We start from the raw sequence: 17,469 nt of genomic DNA on the forward strand, positions 1-17,469 counted from the left end.
GCGGGACGAGGGCGCGAGCCGCGGGTCGCGGGTGCGCGGGGCGGGCGGCACCGGACGAGGGTGCGCGCGCGTCGTGGACGGGCCGCCGGTCAGGGCGACGGGTCGGTCGTGACGTCCGCCCCGATGCCGCCGAGGATGAGGTCGGCGAGCTGCACGGCGTCGAGCCTGTCACCGCCCGAGAGGTGCGGCAAGGCGTTTCCGAAGACGAGCGAGAACAGCGCCCGCGCGGCCAGCGCCGGGTCCACGCGCAGCTGCGTCCGGTGCGCCGCGAGCTTGCTCTCGATCGCCGCGACGATCTCGCGCGCCGACCGCTCCCGGGCGTCGAACCCGGCCCGACGGGCGTCCCGGCCGTCCCCGGCTCGCATCCGGCGCACGGCCTCGGCGCGGTCGGCCGTCGCGCGGTGCGGGTCGAGCACCTGGTGCGCCGCGGCGAAGATGCGCATGCCGACGCGCTGCGCCTCGAGCAGGAACTCGACGATGCTCACGACGAGCGGGCGCAGCCCGTCGTCGTCCGGGAGCGTGCCGATCGCGGCGACGGCGGGCGCCGGGTCGAGCGAGCGCACGACCGCGGCGTGGAGGATCTCGTCCTTGTCCGCGAACGCGCGGAACAGCGTGCCCTCCGCGACGCCCGCGGCGTCGGCGATCTGGCGCGTCGTCACGGCGGCGCCGTGCTGGACGAGCAGCGGGATCGTCGCGGCGGCGATCGCGTCGCGGCGCTCCTCGCGCGAGAGCGGCCGTGCGCGGGTGCGCTCCGGGGCGGCCGCCTCGGACCGCGCGCCCGAGGGCGCGTCGAGAGGAGCGTCGGGCGGGGCATCAGAGGGAACGGAGACGGGGACCACGTCTCGACGGTAACTGAGTGAGCACTCACTCTCACGGCCGTCCGCTCCCGGCGAACCTCCGGCGGCCGGCACGACGACGCCCCCGCACCCGGGTGGGTGCAGGGGCGTCGTCGTCGTGCGTGGCCGGGGGCCACCACGGCCGCTGGGGCCGCGCGGTGGCGCGCCCCGTCAGTGCCGCGGCGAGAAGGACGGCGGCCCGCCGGCGGGCGGCTCGTCGCGCGGGGGCTCGTCCGTGGTCGGCGCGTCCTCGACGATCGGCTGCGGAGGCGGCGGCGCGTACTGCGACGGCCCGCCCAGCGGACGCGGCGTGGCGGTCCCGGGCTCCGGCGCGGCCGCGTGGTGCTCGCCGGGGCCACCCGGGTGCTGGCCCCGCTCGGTCTGCGGGTCGAACGGCAGGCCCGACCGCGTGCCCGAGCTCGTCGCGTCCGCGGTCGCGGCCTCCGCCTGACGCCGCGCCTCGGCGAGGGCCTCGGCGGGGTCGGTGAGCGACGGGACGCCGAACCTCACGCGGTCGCGGTCGCGCTCACGACGCGCCTCGGCGCTCGCCTCGGCCGCCTCCGCGTCCTCGGCGGGGCCCCCGCTCGGCACTCCCCCGCCGTCGATCCCCGGCACGCCGCCGAACCCCTTGGCGATCGAGCCGAGCGCCGCCGTGAACTCCGTCGGCACGACCCACAGTTTGCTCGCCGTGCCGTTCGCGATCTGCGGGAGCATCTGGAGGTACTGGTAGGCGAGCAGCTTCGGGTCCGCGTCGCCCTCGTGGATGGCGTCGAAGACCTGGAGGATCGCGCGCGCCTCGCCCTCGGCCCGGAGGATCTGGGACTGCGCGTCACCCTCGGCCCGGAGGATCGCCGCCTGCTTCTCACCCTCGGCCGTGAGGATCTGCGACTGCTTCACGCCCTCCGCGGTGAGGATCGCGGCGCGGCGGTCACGCTCGGCGCGCATCTGCTGCTCCATCGAGCCCTGCACGCTGGGCGGCGGGTCGATCGACTTGAGCTCGACGCGGTTCACGCGGATGCCCCAGCGACCGGTCGCCTCGTCGAGCACGCCGCGGAGCTGGCCGTTGATCTGGTCGCGGCTCGTGAGCGTCTGCTCGAGGTCCATCGAGCCGATGACGTTGCGCAGGGTCGTGACGGTGAGCTGCTCGATCGCGGTGATGTAGTTCGCGATCTCGTAGACCGCGGACTTCGGCTCGGTGACCTGGAAGTAGATCACCGTGTCGATGCTCACCACGAGGTTGTCGGACGTGATGACCGGCTGCGGCGGGAACGACACGACCTGCTCGCGCAGGTCGACCGAGGCACGGACGCGGTCGATGAACGGCACCAGGAGGTGCAGGCCCGGCTCGAGCGTGCGCGAGTACCGGCCCAGGCGCTCGACGATGATCGCGACCGCCTGCGGCACGATGCGCACCGCCTTGACGAGCGCGACGATGACGAAGATCAGGATCAGCGCGAGGACGACGTACGCGAGGATCGTTCCGGGACTGGGGTCGTTCATCGACTGCCTCCTGGTCGTCGGTCGCGCGACCGGTCGCCCGGCGGCGCGGTGCGGGTGTGCCGGCTGGTCACGACCCGGTGGGGTGCTGGGCGGGCAGCGGCGCGACGACGGCCGTCGCGCCGTCGATCCGGACGACGCGCACCTCCGTGCCCACGGGGATCTGCGGCGCGTCGGGCTCGGTCCGCGCGGTCCAGACCTCGCCGACGAGCTTCACGCGGCCGCCGAACTCGCTCACGCGGTCGACGGCGAGCGCCGTGCGGCCGACGTGCGCCGCGACGTTCGTCTCCGTGAGCGGGACGCGCGAGCGCAGGTGCCGCAGGAGCCACGGGCGCAGCGTGAGGAGCAGGATGACGCTCACGACCGCGAACGCGACGATCTGGAGCCAGAGCGGCCCGCCGGCGGCGTTGACGCCGGCGGCGGCGAGCGATCCCCCGGCGAGCATGATGAGCACGAGGTCGAGCGAGATGATCTCCACGAGACCGAGGAGCAGTGCCGCTCCGACCCACCACAGCCAGTCCATCTCGACCCCCGATCCCACGTGCGCGCTTTACGTGTACTTTACCGAATTTCCGCCCGCGGTGCACGCCCCGGGCGCGTGCCGCGCTCGGAGGTCACGCCCGCGCGGCGCGCGCCATCCACCGGCCGCCGCCGTGCGCGACGAGCAGCGGCACGCCGAACGCGTCGCTGAGGTTCTCCGCGGTGAGCACCTCGCGGATCGGGCCCGCGGTGTGCACGACGCCGTCCTTGAGCAGCAGGACGTGCGTGAAGCCCGGCGGGATCTCCTCGACGTGGTGCGTGACGAGCACGAGGACCGGCGACGCCGGGTCTCCGGCGAGCTCCGCGAGCGCGCCCACGAGCTCCTCGCGGCCCCCGAGGTCGAGGCCCGCGGCGGGCTCGTCGAGCAGCAGGAGCTCCGGGTCCGTCATGAGGGCGCGCGCGATCTGCGTGCGCTTGCGCTCCCCCTCGGACAGCGTGCCGAAGGTGCGGTCCGCGAGGTGGTCGACGCCGAACGCGGCGAGCAGGTCGTCCGCGCGCTGCGCGTCGAACTCCTCGTACTCCTCGCGCCACCGCCCCGTGACGCCGTAGGCGGCGGTGAGCACGACGTCGCGCACGGTCTCGTCGCCGGGGATGCGGTCGGCCAGGGCCGCGGACGCGAGCCCGACGCGCGGGCGCAGCTCGAACACGTCGACGCGGCCGAGCCGCTCGCCGAGGACGTCGGCCGTGCCGGCCGTGGGGTGCATGCGTGCGGACGCGATCTGCAGGAGCGTCGTCTTGCCGGCGCCGTTGCGGCCCAGCACGACCCACCGCTCGCCCTCGTTCACCTGCCAGTCCACCGCGTCGAGGATGGTCTTGGGGTGGCGTCGGACGGTGACGCCCTTCAGGTCGAGAACCGCGCTCATGGTCACCGACCCTATAGGTTGGCCGTCGTGGTCTCACACTCGTCCGAGGGTCCGCACGACGCCCCGCAGCCCGCCCCGGGCCCCGGCTCCGCGTCGAGCGCGGGCGCCCTCCCTCGCAGCGCCCTGCTCGCGCTCTGGCTGCGCGCCGCGCGCCTCGGCGACGACGACGGGACGGCCCGCCTCGTGCGCGCCGTGGAGCGCGACGACGAGCCGCACGTGGTGTCCGGGGCGCTCGGCGACGTCCGGCTCGCGGACCTCGCGGGCGCGTGGGCCGGCGACGCGCGCGAGGTCGTCGCGCTCGCGCCGGTCCCCGGCGACGTGTCGGGCGTCCCGCCCGAGGTCTCCGCGCGCGCGACGGACGCGGGCGAGTGCGTCGTGGTCACGACGTCGTCCGGGTCGTGGGCGCTCGTGCCGGAGGTCACGGAGTTCGGCAGCGACCTGGAGCCGGGCCACCTCGTCACGTGGCACGTCACGCAGGTCGGGCCGTGGAGCGCCCGCGTGCTCGGCGCCGTCGGGTCGCTCCCCGAGGCGGAGCGCGACCTGCGCACGGCGCTCCTGCTGGCCACGCGCGCCCTCGACGAGCTCGACGTCGCCCGCTGGCGCGACGACGCCGCGGGCGCCATCGCCGACCTGCGCGCGGGCGGCGCCCCGACCTGGCAGCTCCCGCCCGGCGTCCCGCCGCGCGCCGTCCAGGTCCTCGTGCAGGCCGTGCGCCTGCGCGCGATCGTCGACCTCGCGACCGCCGACGACGGCGGCGCCGTCAACCTCTGGCAGGCCGACCAGCGCTCGACGGCGCTGCGCGAGGTCGACCGCGCGTCCCGCCACGCCGTGGGCGCCGCCACGTTCTGGGCCGCCACCGCCTGACCCGGACCGCTGACCGCCACCGCCTGGCCCGGTCCGCGCGGGGTGGGCCGTCAGGCGCGCGCCGTCACGTACGCGTCGAGGTGGGCGAGCGAGGAGGCCATCCCGGCGGCGTGGTCCGCCGGGGAGATGCCCGGCGGCACGCCGGTCGCGCGGACCGTGACGCGCGCGCCGTCCCCGACCGGCTCCACGGTCCACGTCATCGTCATGGTCCCGGCGAACGCCGAATCGTCCGCGGCGAAGACGACCTGCTGCACGACGCTCCGGCCCGGGACGAGGTCGACGACGGCGACGTCGACGACGTCGGTCCCCTCGCCCGTCTTCCCGGGGTCGGCCTGCGGGTCGTCGTAGGCGAGGACCATGCGGTAGCCGCCACCGGGGCGCAGGTCGAAGCGCTCGAAGCTCCCTGTCATGCCGTCGGGCGGGAGCCAGGCCGCGAGCGCGTCCTGGTCGACGAGCGCGCGGTACACGGCGCGGGGCGCGGCGGCGACGAGGCGCGACGCCTCGTCGACCCGGTCGCTCCCCGCGGTGGTCACGACTGCCCCAGCACCGTCCGGTAGACCTCGAGCGTGCGCTCGCCGATCGCGTCCCACGCGAAGTGGTCCTCGACGCGCTGCCGCGCCGCGCGGCCCATCGCGGCGGCCCGCTCGGGGTCGCTCACGACCTGCGTGAGCGCGGCGGCGAGGTCGGCGACGAAGCGGTCGGGGTCGAGCGGCGTGCCCGTGCCGTCGTCCGCCTGGTCGATCGGCACGAGGAGGCCGGTGACGCCGTCGTCCACGACCTCGGGGATGCCGCCCGTGGCGGTCCCGACGACGGGCAGCCCGACGGCCATCGCCTCGAGGTTGACGATGCCGAGCGGCTCGTACACGGACGGACAGACGAAGACGGTCGATGCGGCGAGCACCGCGACGAGCTCGGCGCGCGGCAGCATCTGCTCGATCCAGACGACCCCGCTGCGCTCGGCCTGCAGCTCGGCGACGGCGCCGCTCACCTCCGCGGCGATCTCCGGGGTGTCCGGGGCGCCCGCGCACAGGACGAGCTGGACGTCGTCGGGCAGCGAGCGCGCGGCCCGCAACAGGTACGGCAGCCCCTTCTGGCGCGTGATCCGCCCGACGAACACCACGGCGGGCCGCCCGGGGTCGATCCCCAGGTCGCGCACGACGCGGTCGGCGACGTCCTGCTGCACGCCGGGCTCGGGGCGGCGCCAGCCGTCGAGGTCGATCCCGTTGTGCACGACGTGCACCTTCGCCGGGTCGACCTGCGGGTAGACGCGCAGGATGTCGTCGCGCATCCCGCCGGAGACCGCGACGATCCCCGCCGCGCCCTCGTACGCGGTGCGCTCCGCCCACGACGACAGCGCGTACCCGCCGCCGAGCTGCTCCGCCTTCCACGGCCGCAGCGGCTCGAGCGAGTGCGCGGACAGCACGTGCGGGACGCCGTGCAGCAGCCCCGCGAGGTGGCCTCCGAGGTTCGCGTACCAGGTGTGCGAGTGCACGAGGTCGGCGCCTGCGACGTCGTCCGCCATCTGCAGGTCGACGCCGAACGTGCCGAGCGCGGCGTTCGCCCCGGACAGGACGCCGGGCACGGAGTACCCGGTCACGCCGTCGTCGCCGGGCGGGCCGTCGAAGCAGCGCACGCGCACGTCGACGTGGCGCCGCAGCACCGCGGACAGCTCGGCGACGTGCACGCCGGCCCCGCCGTAGACGTGCGGCGGGTACTCACGGGTCAGGAGGTCGACTCTCACGCGCCACACCGTAGCCGAGTCGCCCGCCGCGGACCCCCGGTGGGCGGGGCCGACGCGACCCGCGCCCAGGATGCGGGTCCTGCTGCGTGGTCCCGCCCCGAGGGGCTACCGTCTGGGCATGGCCGCCGCACCCCGAGTCCTCGCCATCGTCCTCGCCGGGGGCGAGGGCAAGCGCCTCATGCCGCTCACCGCCTCGCGGGCCAAGCCCGCGGTGCCGTTCGGAGGCATCTACCGCCTCGTGGACTTCGCGCTGTCCAACCTCGTGAACTCGCACTACCTGCACATCATCGTGCTCACGCAGTACAAGTCGCACAGCCTCGACCGGCACATCACGAAGACGTGGCGCATGTCCTCGCTGCTCGGCAACTACGTCGCGCCGGTGCCCGCGCAGCAGCGCGTCGGCAAGCACTGGTACCTCGGCAGCGCGGACGCGATCTACCAGTGCCTCAACATCATCGACGACGAGCGTCCGGACATCGTCGTGGTCGTGGGCGCGGACCACGTGTACCGCATGGACTTCTCCCAGATGGTCGACGCGCACGTCGAGTCCGGCGCGCAGCTCACCGTCGCGGGCATCCGCCAGCCGATCTCGATGGCGGACCAGTTCGGCGTCATCGAGACCGACCCGAAGGACCCGACGAAGATCGCCGCGTTCCGCGAGAAGCCGTCGGACCCGGTGGGCCTCGCCGACTCCCCGGACGAGGTGCTCGCCTCGATGGGCAACTACGTCATCGACACCGACGCGCTGATCGAGGCCGTCACGTCCGACGCCGCGAACGCGGACTCCCGCCACGACATGGGCGGCGACATCGTGCCCGCCTTCGTCGAGAAGGGCACCGCGGCGGTCTACGACTTCATCCGCAACGACGTGCCGGGCTCGACCGACCGCGACCGCGACTACTGGCGCGACGTGGGGACGATCGACTCGTACTACGACGCGAACAAGGACCTCATCGCCGTCACGCCGGTCTTCAACCTCTACAACGAGGAGTGGCCGCTGCACACCGGCTACACCGGTCTGCCGCCCGCGAAGTTCGTGCACGCGGGCCGCGGCCGCCTGGGCCACGCCGCGGACTCGATCGTCTCCCCCGGCGTGATCATCTCGGGCGCGACGGCGGTCGGCTCCGTCCTGTCGCCCGGCACCTACCTGCACTCGTGGTCGTCCGTCTCGGACTCCGTGCTCATGGACGGCGTGCAGGTACACCGCCACGCGCAGGTGCACCGCGCGATCATCGACAAGAACGTCGTCGTCGGGGAGCAGGCCCGCATCGGCCTCGACCCGGAGCAGGACCGCGCGCGCGGCTTCACGGTCACCGAGTCCGGGATCACGGTCGTCCCCAAGGGGACGGTCGTCGAGTGACGCCTTCCCCGACCGGCGTCGTGCACGTGCCCGACGCCGCGCCGAGCCCTGCCCCGCCCGCGACCGCCAGCCCGAGGAGCCCTCGCGTGACCCCCGACCCGCCGAGCGCCCCCGTGCGGCTCCTCGTCATGGACGTCGACTCGACGCTCATCGAGCAGGAGGTCATCGAGCTCCTCGCCGACCACGCCGGCACGCGCGGGGAGGTCGCGGCGGTGACCGAGCGCGCGATGCGCGGCGAGATCGACTTCGGCGCCTCGCTGCGCGAGCGCGTCGCGACCCTCGCGGGCGTGCCCGTCGAGGCGTTCGACGACGTCCGCGCGCGCGCGACCTTCACCCCCGGCGTCCGCGAGCTCGTCGCCGAGGCTCGACGCCGCGGCTGGGAGGTCGCGCTCGTCTCGGGCGGCTTCGAGGAGGTCGTGGCCGGGCTCGCAGCCGAGCTCGGCATCACGCGCTTCCGCGCGAACCGGCTCGAGGTCTCCGCCGGGCGGCTCACGGGCCGCACGACCGGGCCAGTGGTCGACCGTGCGGCGAAGGAGGCCGCGCTGCGCGAGTTCGCGGCCGAGCTCGGCCTGCCCATGAGCGCGACGATCGCCGTGGGCGACGGCGCGAACGACCTCGACATGATCGGCGCCGCGGGCGTCGGCATCGCCTTCGCGGCCAAGCCCGTCGTGCGCGAGCAGGCACCCTACGGCGTCGACGGACCGCGTCTCGACGCGGTGCTCGCGGTCGTCGACCAGGTCGACGCCGCACGCTGACCCCGGACGCGCGAGAGCCCTGGCACCGTGGGGTGCCAGGGCTCCGTCGTGCGGGTGCGCCGCGACCGGGTCAGGACGGGCGGCCCACGTAGGTCAGCAGGGCGGCCTGCGGCTCCCACGCGTCCCACGACGCCCCGGACTCCAGCACCGAGTACGTCGCGGTCGGCACGCCGACGCGCACCTGGGCGAGCGCGCCGCCGTCGGACGCCGGGTCCGCCAGGTACGACGCGGTGGCCGCCATCGTGGGCTCGTGCCCGACGACGAGCAGCGTGCGGACCCGCGGGTCCGTGGCGCGCAGGAGGTCCAGGACGTCGGCGACGTCGGCCGCGTAGAGGCCGTCGCTCACGAGCACGTCGGGCGCGACGTCGCCCAGGTGCGCCGACAGGAGCTCCCACGTCTGACGCGTGCGCAGCGCGGAGGAGCACAGCACGCGCTCGGGGACGAGCCCCGACTCGCGCAGCGCCGCACCGACACGCACCGCCTGCCGGCGGCCGTTCAGCGCGAGGGGGCGCAGCACGTCGTCGACGTTCCCGCCGCCGGGCTCGGCCTTCGCGTGGCGCAGCAGGACGAGGCGGCGCGTGCCGCCGTCGGGGGTCTGCGCGCCGTTGCGCTCCTCCGCGGTCACTGCCCCATGGCGTGCACGCCGCCGTCGACGTGCACGATCTCGCCGGTCGTCGCCGGGAACCAGTCGGACAGGAGCGCGACGACCGCGCGCGCGGCGGGCTCCGCCGTCGTCTGGTCCCAGCCGAGGGGCGCCCGGTTCGGCCAGGCGTCCTCCATCTGCGCGAAGCCCGGGATGGACTTCGCCGCCGTGGTGCGGATCGGGCCCGCGGAGACGAGGTTGGCCCGGATGCCGTCGGGGCCGAGGTCGCGCGCGAGGTAGCGGTTCGCGGACTCGAGGCCCGCCTTCGCGACGCCCATCCAGTCGTAGACCGGCCAGGCGAACTGCGCGTCGAACGTGAGGCCGACGACGGCGCCGCCGTCGGTCATGAGCGGCTTCGCCGCGACCGCGAGCGACTTGTAGGAGAACGTCGAGACCTGGAGCGCGGTCGCCACGTCCTCCCAGGTGCCGGAGAGGAAGTTGCCGCCCATGACGCTCTGCGGCGCGAAGCCGATGGAGTGCACGACGCCGTCGAGGCGGTCCGTGTGCTCACGCACCGCGTCCGCGAGGCCGGCGAGGTCGTCGTCGTTCGTGACGTCGAGCTGCACGACGGGCGCCTCGACCGGCAGGCGCTTCGCGAAGGCCTGCGTGAGCTTCATCTGGCGGCCGAACGAGGAGAGCACGACCTCGGCACCCTCCTCCTGCGCGAGCCGCGCCGCGTGGAACGCGATCGAGGAGTCGGTGAGCACTCCCGTGACGAGGAGCTTCTTGCCGTCGAGCAGACCCATCGGTTTCCTTCCGTCGTGCGCCCGCTGTGGGCGCGCTGAGGCGAGCGTACTGAAAGAGAGGTGGGGCGGGCGCGTCGGTGACGGCTCCGCGGGACGGCGCGCGAGGCGCCGCGGGGTGCGGTCAGTGGCCCATGCCGAGGCCGCCGTCGACGGGGATCACGGCCCCCGAGACGTACGCCGCGTCGTCGGACGCGAGGAACTGCACGACCCCGGCGACCTCATCCGCCTGGGCGAACCGGCCCGCGGGGATGGCGGACTTGTACGCGGCCTGGCGCTCCTCGGGGAGCTCGGCGGTCATCGCGGTGTCGATGAACCCGGGCGCCACGACGTTCGCCGTGATGTTGCGCGACCCGAGCTCGCGCGTGATCGAGCGCGCCATGCCCACGAGCGCGGCCTTCGAGGCGGCGTAGTTGACCTGGCCCGCGCCGCCGTAGAGGCCGATCACGGACGACACGAGCACGATGCGCCCGCGGCGCAGCCGGATCATGCCCTTCGTCACCCGGCGCACGCAGCGGAACGTGCCGGTGAGGTTGACGTCGATCACGGACTCGAAGTCCTCGTCGGTCATCCGCAGCAGGAGCTGGTCGTGCGTGACGCCCGCGTTCGCGACGAGCACCTCGACCGGGCCGAGCTCCTTCTCGATCTCGGAGAACGCGGCGTCGACGGCGGCGGTGTCGGTGATGTCCGCCACGGCGCCGAAGACGCCCGCGGGCAGGTCACCGCCGCGGTAGACGGTCGCGACGCGGTCGCCGTTCGCGACGAAGCGCTCGGCGATGGCACGGCCGATGCCCCGGTTCGCGCCGGTGACGACGACGGTGCGCGGGGCGGGGGCGGTGGCTTCGGACACGTGCGGCTCCTCGGGACGGTCGGGTGGGTCGGCGGCGGCCGGGGACGGGTCCCGCACGGCCGGTGCCGGGTGGGCCCTGCCGGGCCCGGCGCGACGGCGCCGCACCGACCGTACCGTGCGCGGGCCCCGCGGTGCGCGGTGCGGCCAGGTCACACCGCTCCCCCACACTTTGTGGGGTCCCGACAAACGTAGACTGGACGGGTGACCACACGACGCGCCGCCCGGAGGTCGGCCGAGGCGGTCCCGAGCATCACCGCCGCACCGGAACCGCTCGCCGCGGACCAGGCGCGCCGGGAGCGCAAGTACCTGATCCAGATGGGCATCCGGCTCGTGTGCATCTTCGGCGCCATCCTGGCGCAGGGCAGCTGGGTGACGTGGGTCCTCGCCGTCGGCGCGGTCGTGCTGCCGTACAGCGCGGTGCTCGTCGCCAACGCGGGCCGCGACCAGGCGCACTACGACACCTCCCCCATGGAGCACCGCGCGCTGCCCACGGCGGGTGCGCCCGGGAGCCACGGCATCGCGGGCGCCGAGCCCCGCGAGCCGCACGACGACGAGGAGGACCGCCGGTGACCGACGTCCTGGGCCTCGCCGACCCTGTCGGCGAGGACGAGCTGGTGTGCAGCGCCAAGGGCTGCCAGGAGGCCGCCGCGTGGGGCCTGCTGTGGAACAACCCCAAGATCCACACGCCCGAGCGGCGCAAGGTGTGGCTCGCGTGCGACGCGCACCGGGAGCACCTGGAGACGTTCCTCGGCGCCCGCTCGTTCTGGCGCTCGACGGTGCCGGTCGACGAGCTCGAGCGCCGGGCGGCCCCGTGACGCAGGCCGCACCACCGCAGGTCCCCGCGGGCCCGACGCCGCAGCGCGCCACCGCGGACGCCCACCAGCCGCGCACCCCGCGCCAGTGGGCGACGCTCGCGGTCGGGGTCCTCGTCCTCGTCGCGCTGTGCCTCGTCGCGGGCCGCTGGCAGTGGAACCGCTACGTCTCGCGCGACGCCGAGATCGAGCGCATCGAGGCCAACTACACGTCGGACCCGGTCCCGGTGGACGACGTGCTGCCCACTCCGGGTACCGAGCTCGACGAGGCCGACCTCTGGCGGCCGGTGGTCCTCGAGGGACGCTACGAGACGGACGCCACGGTCCTGCTGCGCAACCGCCCGGTGGGCGGCAGCCCCGGCTTCCACGTGCTCGTCCCGTTCGTGACGAACCCCACGCCGTCCGCGCCGGACGGGCTCGTCGTCGTCGTGGACCGCGGGTTCGTGCCGCTGGGGACCGACGCCGTCACCCCCGGGGACGTGCCCCCGCCCCCCGCGGGCGACGTCGAGGCGACCGTGACGCTGCGCGGCGACGAGCCGCCGTCGGGCCGGGACGCGCCCGCGGGCCAGGTGCAGGCCATCGCGACGGACCAGGTCCTCGCCGCCGGCCCGGACGGCGGCGGCTGGGCCGAGGGCCGCACGGTCGGCGCCTACGGGCAGCTGCGCACCGAGGTGCCGCCCGCGGCTCAGACCCTGGAGGCGCTGCCGAAGCCGGACACCGACCCCGGCTCGCACCTGTCGTACGCGTTCCAGTGGGCGGTGTTCGCCCTCGGCGCGGTCGCCGGCTTCTGGCTCCTCGTGCGCCGCGACCGGCGCGACGCGCGCGGGGAGCAGACCACCCTCACCGCCGGCGACCTCCTCGCGGCCCAGGACCCGGACGCCGCGCGGGCCCGGCGGGAGCCGCGCTCGCGCCGTCCGAGCGCCGAGGACGAGGAGGACGCCCTCATCGACGCGCAGCTCGACGCCCGGCAGGGGTCCGCCCCGCGGTAGGCCTGGTCCCGGCGACGAGCGGGCCCGTCAGGCCAGCGAGACGAGCTCCGCGTACTCGTCGCTCCACAGGTCCTCGTCGCCGTCGGGCAGCAGCAGGACGCGCTCGGGCTCGAGCGCCTCGACCGCGCCGTCGTCGTGCGTGACCATGACGACCGCGCCCTCGTACGTCTTGAGCGCCCCGAGGATCTCGGCGCGTGACGCGGGGTCGAGGTTGTTCGTCGGCTCGTCGAGCAGCAGCACGTTCGCCGCCGAGACGACGAGCGTCGCGAGCGCGAGCCGCGTCTTCTCCCCGCCGGACAGTACGTTCGTCGGCTTGTCCGCGTCGTCGCCGGAGAACAGGAACGACCCGAGCACCGAGCGCACCTGCGTGTCCGTGAGGTCGGGCGCCGCGTGGCGCAGGTTCTCGACGACGGTCGCGTCCATGTCGAGCGTGTCGTGCTCCTGGGCGTAGTAGCCGATCTTCAGGCCGTGGCCCGGGTGCACCTCGCCCGTGTCCGGCTGCTCGACGCCGCCGAGGATGCGCAGGAGCGTCGTCTTGCCGGCGCCGTTGAGGCCGAGCACGACGACGCGGCTGCCGCGATCGATCGCGAGGTCGACGCCCGCGAAGACCTCCTGCGAGCCGTAGGCCTTGGACAGCCCGCTCGCGGTGAGCGGCGTGCGGCCGCACGGTGCGGGCTTCGGGAAGCGCAGCTTCGCGACCTTGTCGCTCTGGCGCTCGCCCTCGATGCCGGCGAGCATCTTCTCGGCGCGGCGCATCATCTGCTGCGCGGCGACGGCCTTGGTGGCCTTGGCGCGCATCTTCTCGCCCTGGGCGAGGAGTGCGCCCGCCTTCTTCTCGGCGTTCTGCCGCTCGCGACGACGACGGCGCTCGTCGGACTCTCGCTGCGCGAGGTAGGCGTCCCAGCCGAGGTTGTACTGGTCGAGCTCGCCGCGGTTGGCGTCCAGGTGGAACACCTTGTTCACCGTCGCGCGCAGCAGCTCGACGTCGTGCGAGATCACGACGAAGCCGCCGCTGTACGACTTGAGGTAGTCGCGCAGCCAGACGATCGAGTCGGCGTCGAGGTGGTTCGTCGGCTCGTCGAGGAGCAGCGTCTCGACGCCGGAGAAGAGGATGCGCGCGAGCTCGATGCGGCGGCGCTGCCCGCCGGACAGCGTGCTCAGCGGCTGACCGAGCACGCGGTCGTCGAGACCGAGGTTGCTCGTGATGCGGTGCGCCTCGCTCTCGGCCGCGTACCCGCCGGCCGCGAGGAACCGCGCCTCGAGCTTGGGGTAGCGCTCCATCGCGGCCTCGTGCGTCTCCGCGTCCGCGCTCGCCATCGCGCCCTCGGTCTCGCGCATCTGGCGCACGATCCTGTCGAGGTTGCGTGCCGAGAGGACCCGGTCGAGCGCGATGACCTCGAGGTCGCCCGTGCGCGGGTCCTGGGGCAGGTAGCCGATGTCGTTGCCGCGCGTGATCTTCCCCGCCGTGGGCTGGGTCTCGCCCGCGAGGGTCTTGGTCAGGGTCGTCTTGCCGGCGCCGTTGCGGCCGACGAGGCCGATCCGGTCGCCCGCGGCGATCTGGAACGTCGCCTCGTGCAGCAGGACGCGGGCGCCGACGCGCAGCTCGACGCCGTGGGCGGTGATCACGTGCAGGTCCTCTCCGAAGGGTGACCCCGGTGGATCCAGCCTGGTGGGGCGATCCGATCGACGGGGCCCGACGATTCTACGGGCCGCGCGCCCGCTCCCGCGCGGTCTTTCTCTCGACGCCCCCCGGACCGCCCCACGGCGGTCCCACACACAGGGAACAGAACGGGACAATCAGCCCATCGTGCTAGCCTCCGGACGTCCCGGACCGCCGAGGAGATGGCGGGGGGACCCGAGCAAGGAGAGCACGTTGAGCAACGCCGAAGCAGCACTGAGCAAGGTCCTCGAGCTGGACGGGGCGATCGCGATCGCGGTCGTCGACTACAGCAGCGGCCTGGCCCTGGTCCAGAAGCAGGCCGCCCCGTTCGACCTCGAGCTCGCCGCCGCGGCGAACACCGAGGTCATCCGCGCGAAGCTCCGGGCGATCGAGCAGCTCGGGCTCGAGGACGGCATCGAGGACATCCTCATCACGCTCGGCCGCCAGTACCACCTCATCTGCCTGTCGCAGCGCGAGAGCCTGCGGGGCACCTTCTCCTACCTCGTGCTCGAGCGCGGACGGGCGAACCTCGCGCTCGCGCGCCGCGGCCTGGCCCAGCTCGACGAGTCGCTGTCGCTCTGACGCCCGTGGTCGCGGACGCCCTCGACCAGCGCGGGCGGGTCGCCCCCCGCAGCGTGGTGGACGTGCTGCGGGGCATCGACGACGCCCTCGACCACGAGGCGCACGTGCTCGCCCTCGGTCCCGGTGGCCGGGTCCTCGGCAGTGCCGGCCCCTCTCCCGGCCCGGTCGTCGAGGTGGCGCGGGCCGTCGCCGCGGCCCTCACCCAGGGCCCGGCCGTCCCGGGCAGCTCGGCGCGCTGCATCCTCAACACCGCCGAGGCGTGCGTCTTCGTCTACCTGCTGGGGCAGGACCTGTCGGTCATCCTCGTGGGCCCGACGGACTGGAACATCGCCCTCACGGGCCGCCGCGTCGAGCGATTCCTCGTCGACTTCGTCGACACCTACCTGGCCGAGACCGTTGCCGAGGCACCCGGCGACGACCCCGGCACGCTGCCGCGTCGCGAGCCGCCGGCGCCCGTCGTCGGGCCCGTCGAGCGGCACGAGCACCGCGGCGACCACGACCTGCTCGCGCGGGTACTGCGCGCGCTGGTCCGCTTCTGAGGCCTGCGACCGCGCCCGGGGGTAGCGTTCCCCTGTGACATTCCAGGAGGGCGGATCGTTCGAGGGCGGACGCGTCCGCAAGGGTGGCGGCCGCGGGCGCGGCCCGATGATCGCGGGCGGCGGGATCGGCGCGGTGCTCGTCGCGCTGCTCATCGCGTTCGTCGGCAACCAGACGGGCGTCGACCTCAGCGCGCTGACCGGCGGCGACGGGTCGGACTCCGGCGCGTACGGCGACGGCCAGCAGGAGTACATCGACACGTGCACCGCCGATCAGGCGAACACGACGCGCGAGTGCCGGCTCAACGGCACCGTCCAGTCGCTCGACGCCTACTGGACCGAGGCCCTCCCCCAGCAGGCCGGCGTCGAGTACGCGCTGCCGGAGGTCGTGAGCTTCACCGGGCAGGTCTCGACGGGGTGCGGCGCGGCGACGAGCGCCGTCGGGCCGTTCTACTGCCCGCCCGACCAGACGGTGTACATCGACCTCGGCTTCTACGACGACCTGACGAACCGCTTCGGTGCGAACGACGGCGGCCTCGCGGAGATGTACGTCGTCGCGCACGAGTTCGGGCACCACATCGAGCAGCTGACCGGCGCCATGGACTCGGCGGACCGGCAGGGCACGGGCCCTGAGTCCGACTCCGTGCGCATCGAGCTCATGGCCGACTGCCTCGCCGGCATGTGGGCGGGCCACGCGGCGACCACCGTCGACCCGGACACCGGCGTGACGTTCCTCGCACCGATCACCAAGCAGCAGCTGGACGACGCGCTGTCCGCGGCGTCCGCCGTCGGCGACGACCGCATCCAGGAGGCCGCGACCGGCCAGGTGAACCCCGAGGGCTGGACCCACGGGTCGAGCGAGCAGCGCCAGCGCTGGTTCACGACCGGCTACGAGGGCGGCACGCTCCAGGACTGCGACGCGCTCTCCGCCTCGACGCTGTGACCGCTCTGGCCGAAGTCGCTCAGAGCTCGATCGAGTACATGCGCGAGCCGGTGACCTTCTCGTAGCCGAGGCTCGCGTAGAGACCGTGCGCACCGGACGGGTTCTCCGTGTCGACGTCGAGCGCGGCGTACTGCATGCCGTCCGCCGCGAACGCGCGCATCGCGGCCGCGAGCGCCGCGACGGCGACGCGGCGCCCCCGGTACGCGCGCCGGACGCCGAGGAGCTCGGTGTACCCGAACGTGTACCCCCGCACGGGGAAGTCCTCGTCGTACCGGCCCGCCATCTCGTAGCCGACGACGAGCGGCTCGCCGGCGCGCAGCGCGGCGGCGGTCTCGGGGTCGGTGGCCGGGTCGGCGAGGAGCGCGTCGGCGTCGGGCGCGTCGTCGACCACGAGGAACGACCACTGCGGCGCGAACTCGCTGCGCCCGTGCGTCCACGCCTCGGCGGTGCGGGGCTCGCTCCCCCAGTGGTCGCGGAAGGCGTCGTTGTGCGCGAGGCGCGTCGCCTCGTCGAGCTCGGCGGACCACGGGACGACGTGCAGGGAACCGTCGAGCGGGACGTCGGGCACGGGGGCCGCGAGGTCGCGACGCAGGTCGGAGTAGAAGCGGCGGGCGACGAACCCGAACCGCGCGTAGAGCCGCGCCTTCTCGGGCGGGTCGGTGTCCTCCCCGAAGACGGCGAGCCGCGCGGGCAGCTCCTTGCCGCTCGCGGCGAGCACCTGCCGGGCACGGGCCACCTGCCAGGCGAGCACCTCGCGCCCGATCCCGCGCCCCCGGTGGGTCGGGTGGACGCCGCCGCCGAGGAAGGCCCGCACGGTGCGCGCGTCCCCCGGGTTGGTGTCGACCATCCCGTAGGCGCGCAGCGTCCCGTCGGTGTCGACGCCGACGATCGAGTCGGCCGCGACGTCGCGCCACGGCGCGGTGAAGATCTCCTCGATCTCCGCGAGCGTCTCGCGGTACGGCTCGTCGTCCGCCTCCGCGATGTCGTTGCGCAGCGTGAGCAGGGCCGGCGCGTCGGCAGGCGTGGCGGAGCGCCACGTGAGTCCGCCCGCGGTCACCGGCGGCAGGGTCGAGGGGGCGGCGGCGCGCTCGGCGATCGGAGCGAGCGTCGGGGGCGCCGCCTCGGCGCGGTCGGTCGTCGAGGGAGAGGACATGGCGACCACGGTAGGGGGACCCACGCCGTCGGGCACGTGCTTTTCCCGTGCCGTCCGGGCGCGGCGCGTCGGCCCGCTGAGACGGCTCCCCGTGCCGCGCCG

The 17,469-nt window shown here is 74.6% G+C and carries 20 protein-coding genes; 9 read left to right on the top strand and 11 right to left on the bottom strand.

Annotation, left to right across the window (positions count from 1 at the left end; genetic code table 11):
* Positions 1 to 89: 89 nt before the first annotated feature.
* The 4 genes from RSE42_RS11025 to RSE42_RS11040 all read right to left on the bottom strand — a co-directional run bounded on the left by RSE42_RS11025 (position 90) and on the right by RSE42_RS11040 (position 3,736).
* Positions 90 to 839, bottom strand: a complete 750-nt coding sequence (locus RSE42_RS11025; protein ID WP_144723390.1) for a TetR/AcrR family transcriptional regulator — start codon at positions 837 to 839, stop codon at positions 90 to 92.
* A gap of 168 nt (positions 840 to 1,007) precedes the next feature.
* The gene (locus RSE42_RS11030; protein WP_137280636.1) at positions 1,008 to 2,336 is read right to left on the bottom strand and encodes an SPFH domain-containing protein; all 1,329 of its coding nucleotides are present in this window, start codon (positions 2,334 to 2,336) and stop codon (positions 1,008 to 1,010) included.
* A 67-nt stretch (positions 2,337 to 2,403) separates the two neighbouring features.
* The gene (locus RSE42_RS11035) at positions 2,404 to 2,874 is read right to left on the bottom strand and encodes an NfeD family protein (protein WP_319946773.1); all 471 of its coding nucleotides are present in this window, start codon (positions 2,872 to 2,874) and stop codon (positions 2,404 to 2,406) included.
* A 73-nt stretch (positions 2,875 to 2,947) separates the two neighbouring features.
* On the bottom strand, positions 2,948 to 3,736 hold the full coding sequence (locus RSE42_RS11040; RefSeq protein WP_021483599.1) for an ABC transporter ATP-binding protein: 789 nt from the start codon (positions 3,734 to 3,736) through the stop codon (positions 2,948 to 2,950).
* Positions 3,737 to 3,763: 27 nt separating this feature from the next.
* On the opposite strand from RSE42_RS11040, the gene RSE42_RS11045 reads away from it, so the two are divergent.
* Positions 3,764 to 4,600, top strand: coding sequence for a hypothetical protein (locus RSE42_RS11045; protein WP_415296221.1), 837 nt, complete (start codon positions 3,764 to 3,766; stop codon positions 4,598 to 4,600).
* Positions 4,601 to 4,650: 50 nt separating this feature from the next.
* Here the strand turns inward: RSE42_RS11045 and RSE42_RS11050 are convergent, their stop codons facing one another.
* Positions 4,651 to 5,133, bottom strand: coding sequence for an SRPBCC domain-containing protein (locus RSE42_RS11050; protein WP_415296223.1), 483 nt, complete (start codon positions 5,131 to 5,133; stop codon positions 4,651 to 4,653).
* Positions 5,130 to 6,341 carry a glycogen synthase gene (glgA, locus tag RSE42_RS11055; protein WP_415296224.1) on the bottom strand — a complete coding sequence of 404 codons (1,212 nt, stop codon included), beginning with the start codon at positions 6,339 to 6,341 and terminating at the stop codon, positions 5,130 to 5,132. The genes RSE42_RS11050 and glgA overlap by 4 nt, the downstream gene beginning before the upstream one ends.
* Before the next feature lie 118 nt (positions 6,342 to 6,459).
* On the opposite strand from glgA, the gene glgC reads away from it, so the two are divergent.
* Together glgC and serB are read left to right on the top strand one after the other, a co-directional pair.
* Positions 6,460 to 7,701: a glucose-1-phosphate adenylyltransferase gene (gene glgC / locus RSE42_RS11060; protein WP_021482660.1), complete on the top strand. Its 1,242-nt coding sequence runs from the start codon at positions 6,460 to 6,462 to the stop codon at positions 7,699 to 7,701.
* A gap of 86 nt (positions 7,702 to 7,787) precedes the next feature.
* The gene (gene serB, locus RSE42_RS11065; protein ID WP_415296226.1) at positions 7,788 to 8,456 is read left to right on the top strand and encodes a phosphoserine phosphatase SerB; all 669 of its coding nucleotides are present in this window, start codon (positions 7,788 to 7,790) and stop codon (positions 8,454 to 8,456) included.
* Positions 8,457 to 8,526: 70 nt separating this feature from the next.
* Here the strand turns inward: serB and RSE42_RS11070 are convergent, their stop codons facing one another.
* The 3 genes from RSE42_RS11070 to fabG all read right to left on the bottom strand — a co-directional run bounded on the left by RSE42_RS11070 (position 8,527) and on the right by fabG (position 10,692).
* Positions 8,527 to 9,081 (bottom strand): SixA phosphatase family protein, encoded by a 555-nt coding sequence (locus tag RSE42_RS11070; protein WP_415296228.1) that lies wholly within the window; start codon positions 9,079 to 9,081, stop codon positions 8,527 to 8,529.
* Positions 9,078 to 9,845 carry an enoyl-ACP reductase FabI gene (gene fabI, locus RSE42_RS11075; RefSeq protein WP_021483251.1) on the bottom strand — a complete coding sequence of 256 codons (768 nt, stop codon included), beginning with the start codon at positions 9,843 to 9,845 and terminating at the stop codon, positions 9,078 to 9,080. The genes RSE42_RS11070 and fabI overlap by 4 nt, the downstream gene beginning before the upstream one ends.
* Positions 9,846 to 9,966: 121 nt before the next feature.
* Positions 9,967 to 10,692 carry a 3-oxoacyl-ACP reductase FabG gene (gene fabG / locus RSE42_RS11080; RefSeq protein ID WP_043653054.1) on the bottom strand — a complete coding sequence of 242 codons (726 nt, stop codon included), beginning with the start codon at positions 10,690 to 10,692 and terminating at the stop codon, positions 9,967 to 9,969.
* Between the two features lie 201 nt (positions 10,693 to 10,893).
* On the opposite strand from fabG, the gene RSE42_RS11085 reads away from it, so the two are divergent.
* From RSE42_RS11085 to RSE42_RS11095, 3 genes are read left to right on the top strand one after another with little or no spacing between them, the layout of a single operon-like run.
* Positions 10,894 to 11,262 carry a DUF3099 domain-containing protein gene (locus tag RSE42_RS11085; protein WP_074807059.1) on the top strand — a complete coding sequence of 123 codons (369 nt, stop codon included), beginning with the start codon at positions 10,894 to 10,896 and terminating at the stop codon, positions 11,260 to 11,262.
* The gene (locus RSE42_RS11090; RefSeq protein WP_009863594.1) at positions 11,259 to 11,507 is read left to right on the top strand and encodes a hypothetical protein; all 249 of its coding nucleotides are present in this window, start codon (positions 11,259 to 11,261) and stop codon (positions 11,505 to 11,507) included. The genes RSE42_RS11085 and RSE42_RS11090 overlap by 4 nt, the downstream gene beginning before the upstream one ends.
* The gene (locus RSE42_RS11095; RefSeq protein WP_363374697.1) at positions 11,504 to 12,493 is read left to right on the top strand and encodes an SURF1 family protein; all 990 of its coding nucleotides are present in this window, start codon (positions 11,504 to 11,506) and stop codon (positions 12,491 to 12,493) included. Before RSE42_RS11090 ends, RSE42_RS11095 begins: the two co-directional genes overlap by 4 nt.
* Before the next feature lie 27 nt (positions 12,494 to 12,520).
* On the opposite strand, the gene RSE42_RS11100 is transcribed toward RSE42_RS11095, so the two are convergent.
* Complete coding sequence (locus RSE42_RS11100) at positions 12,521 to 14,119, bottom strand: ABC-F family ATP-binding cassette domain-containing protein (RefSeq protein WP_021481119.1); 1,599 nt, start codon at positions 14,117 to 14,119, stop codon at positions 12,521 to 12,523.
* 247 nt (positions 14,120 to 14,366) lie between these two features.
* Here RSE42_RS11100 and RSE42_RS11105 point away from each other — a divergent pair, with 247 nt between their 5' ends.
* From RSE42_RS11105 to RSE42_RS11115, 3 genes are read left to right on the top strand one after another with little or no spacing between them, the layout of a single operon-like run.
* Positions 14,367 to 14,735, top strand: coding sequence for a hypothetical protein (locus RSE42_RS11105; RefSeq protein ID WP_415296230.1), 369 nt, complete (start codon positions 14,367 to 14,369; stop codon positions 14,733 to 14,735).
* A 5-nt stretch (positions 14,736 to 14,740) separates the two neighbouring features.
* Complete coding sequence (locus tag RSE42_RS11110) at positions 14,741 to 15,274, top strand: hypothetical protein (RefSeq protein WP_051027827.1); 534 nt, start codon at positions 14,741 to 14,743, stop codon at positions 15,272 to 15,274.
* Positions 15,275 to 15,308: 34 nt separating this feature from the next.
* Positions 15,309 to 16,214: a neutral zinc metallopeptidase gene (locus RSE42_RS11115; protein ID WP_415296232.1), complete on the top strand. Its 906-nt coding sequence runs from the start codon at positions 15,309 to 15,311 to the stop codon at positions 16,212 to 16,214.
* Between the two features lie 19 nt (positions 16,215 to 16,233).
* On the opposite strand, the gene RSE42_RS11120 is transcribed toward RSE42_RS11115, so the two are convergent.
* Complete coding sequence (locus RSE42_RS11120) at positions 16,234 to 17,367, bottom strand: GNAT family N-acetyltransferase (protein ID WP_168945932.1); 1,134 nt, start codon at positions 17,365 to 17,367, stop codon at positions 16,234 to 16,236.
* Positions 17,368 to 17,469 lie beyond the last annotated feature (102 nt).

The sequence above is a fragment of the Cellulosimicrobium sp. SJTW-1 genome (assembly GCF_047716875.1).
Classification (GTDB): Bacteria; Actinomycetota; Actinomycetes; order Actinomycetales; family Cellulomonadaceae; genus Cellulosimicrobium; species Cellulosimicrobium funkei.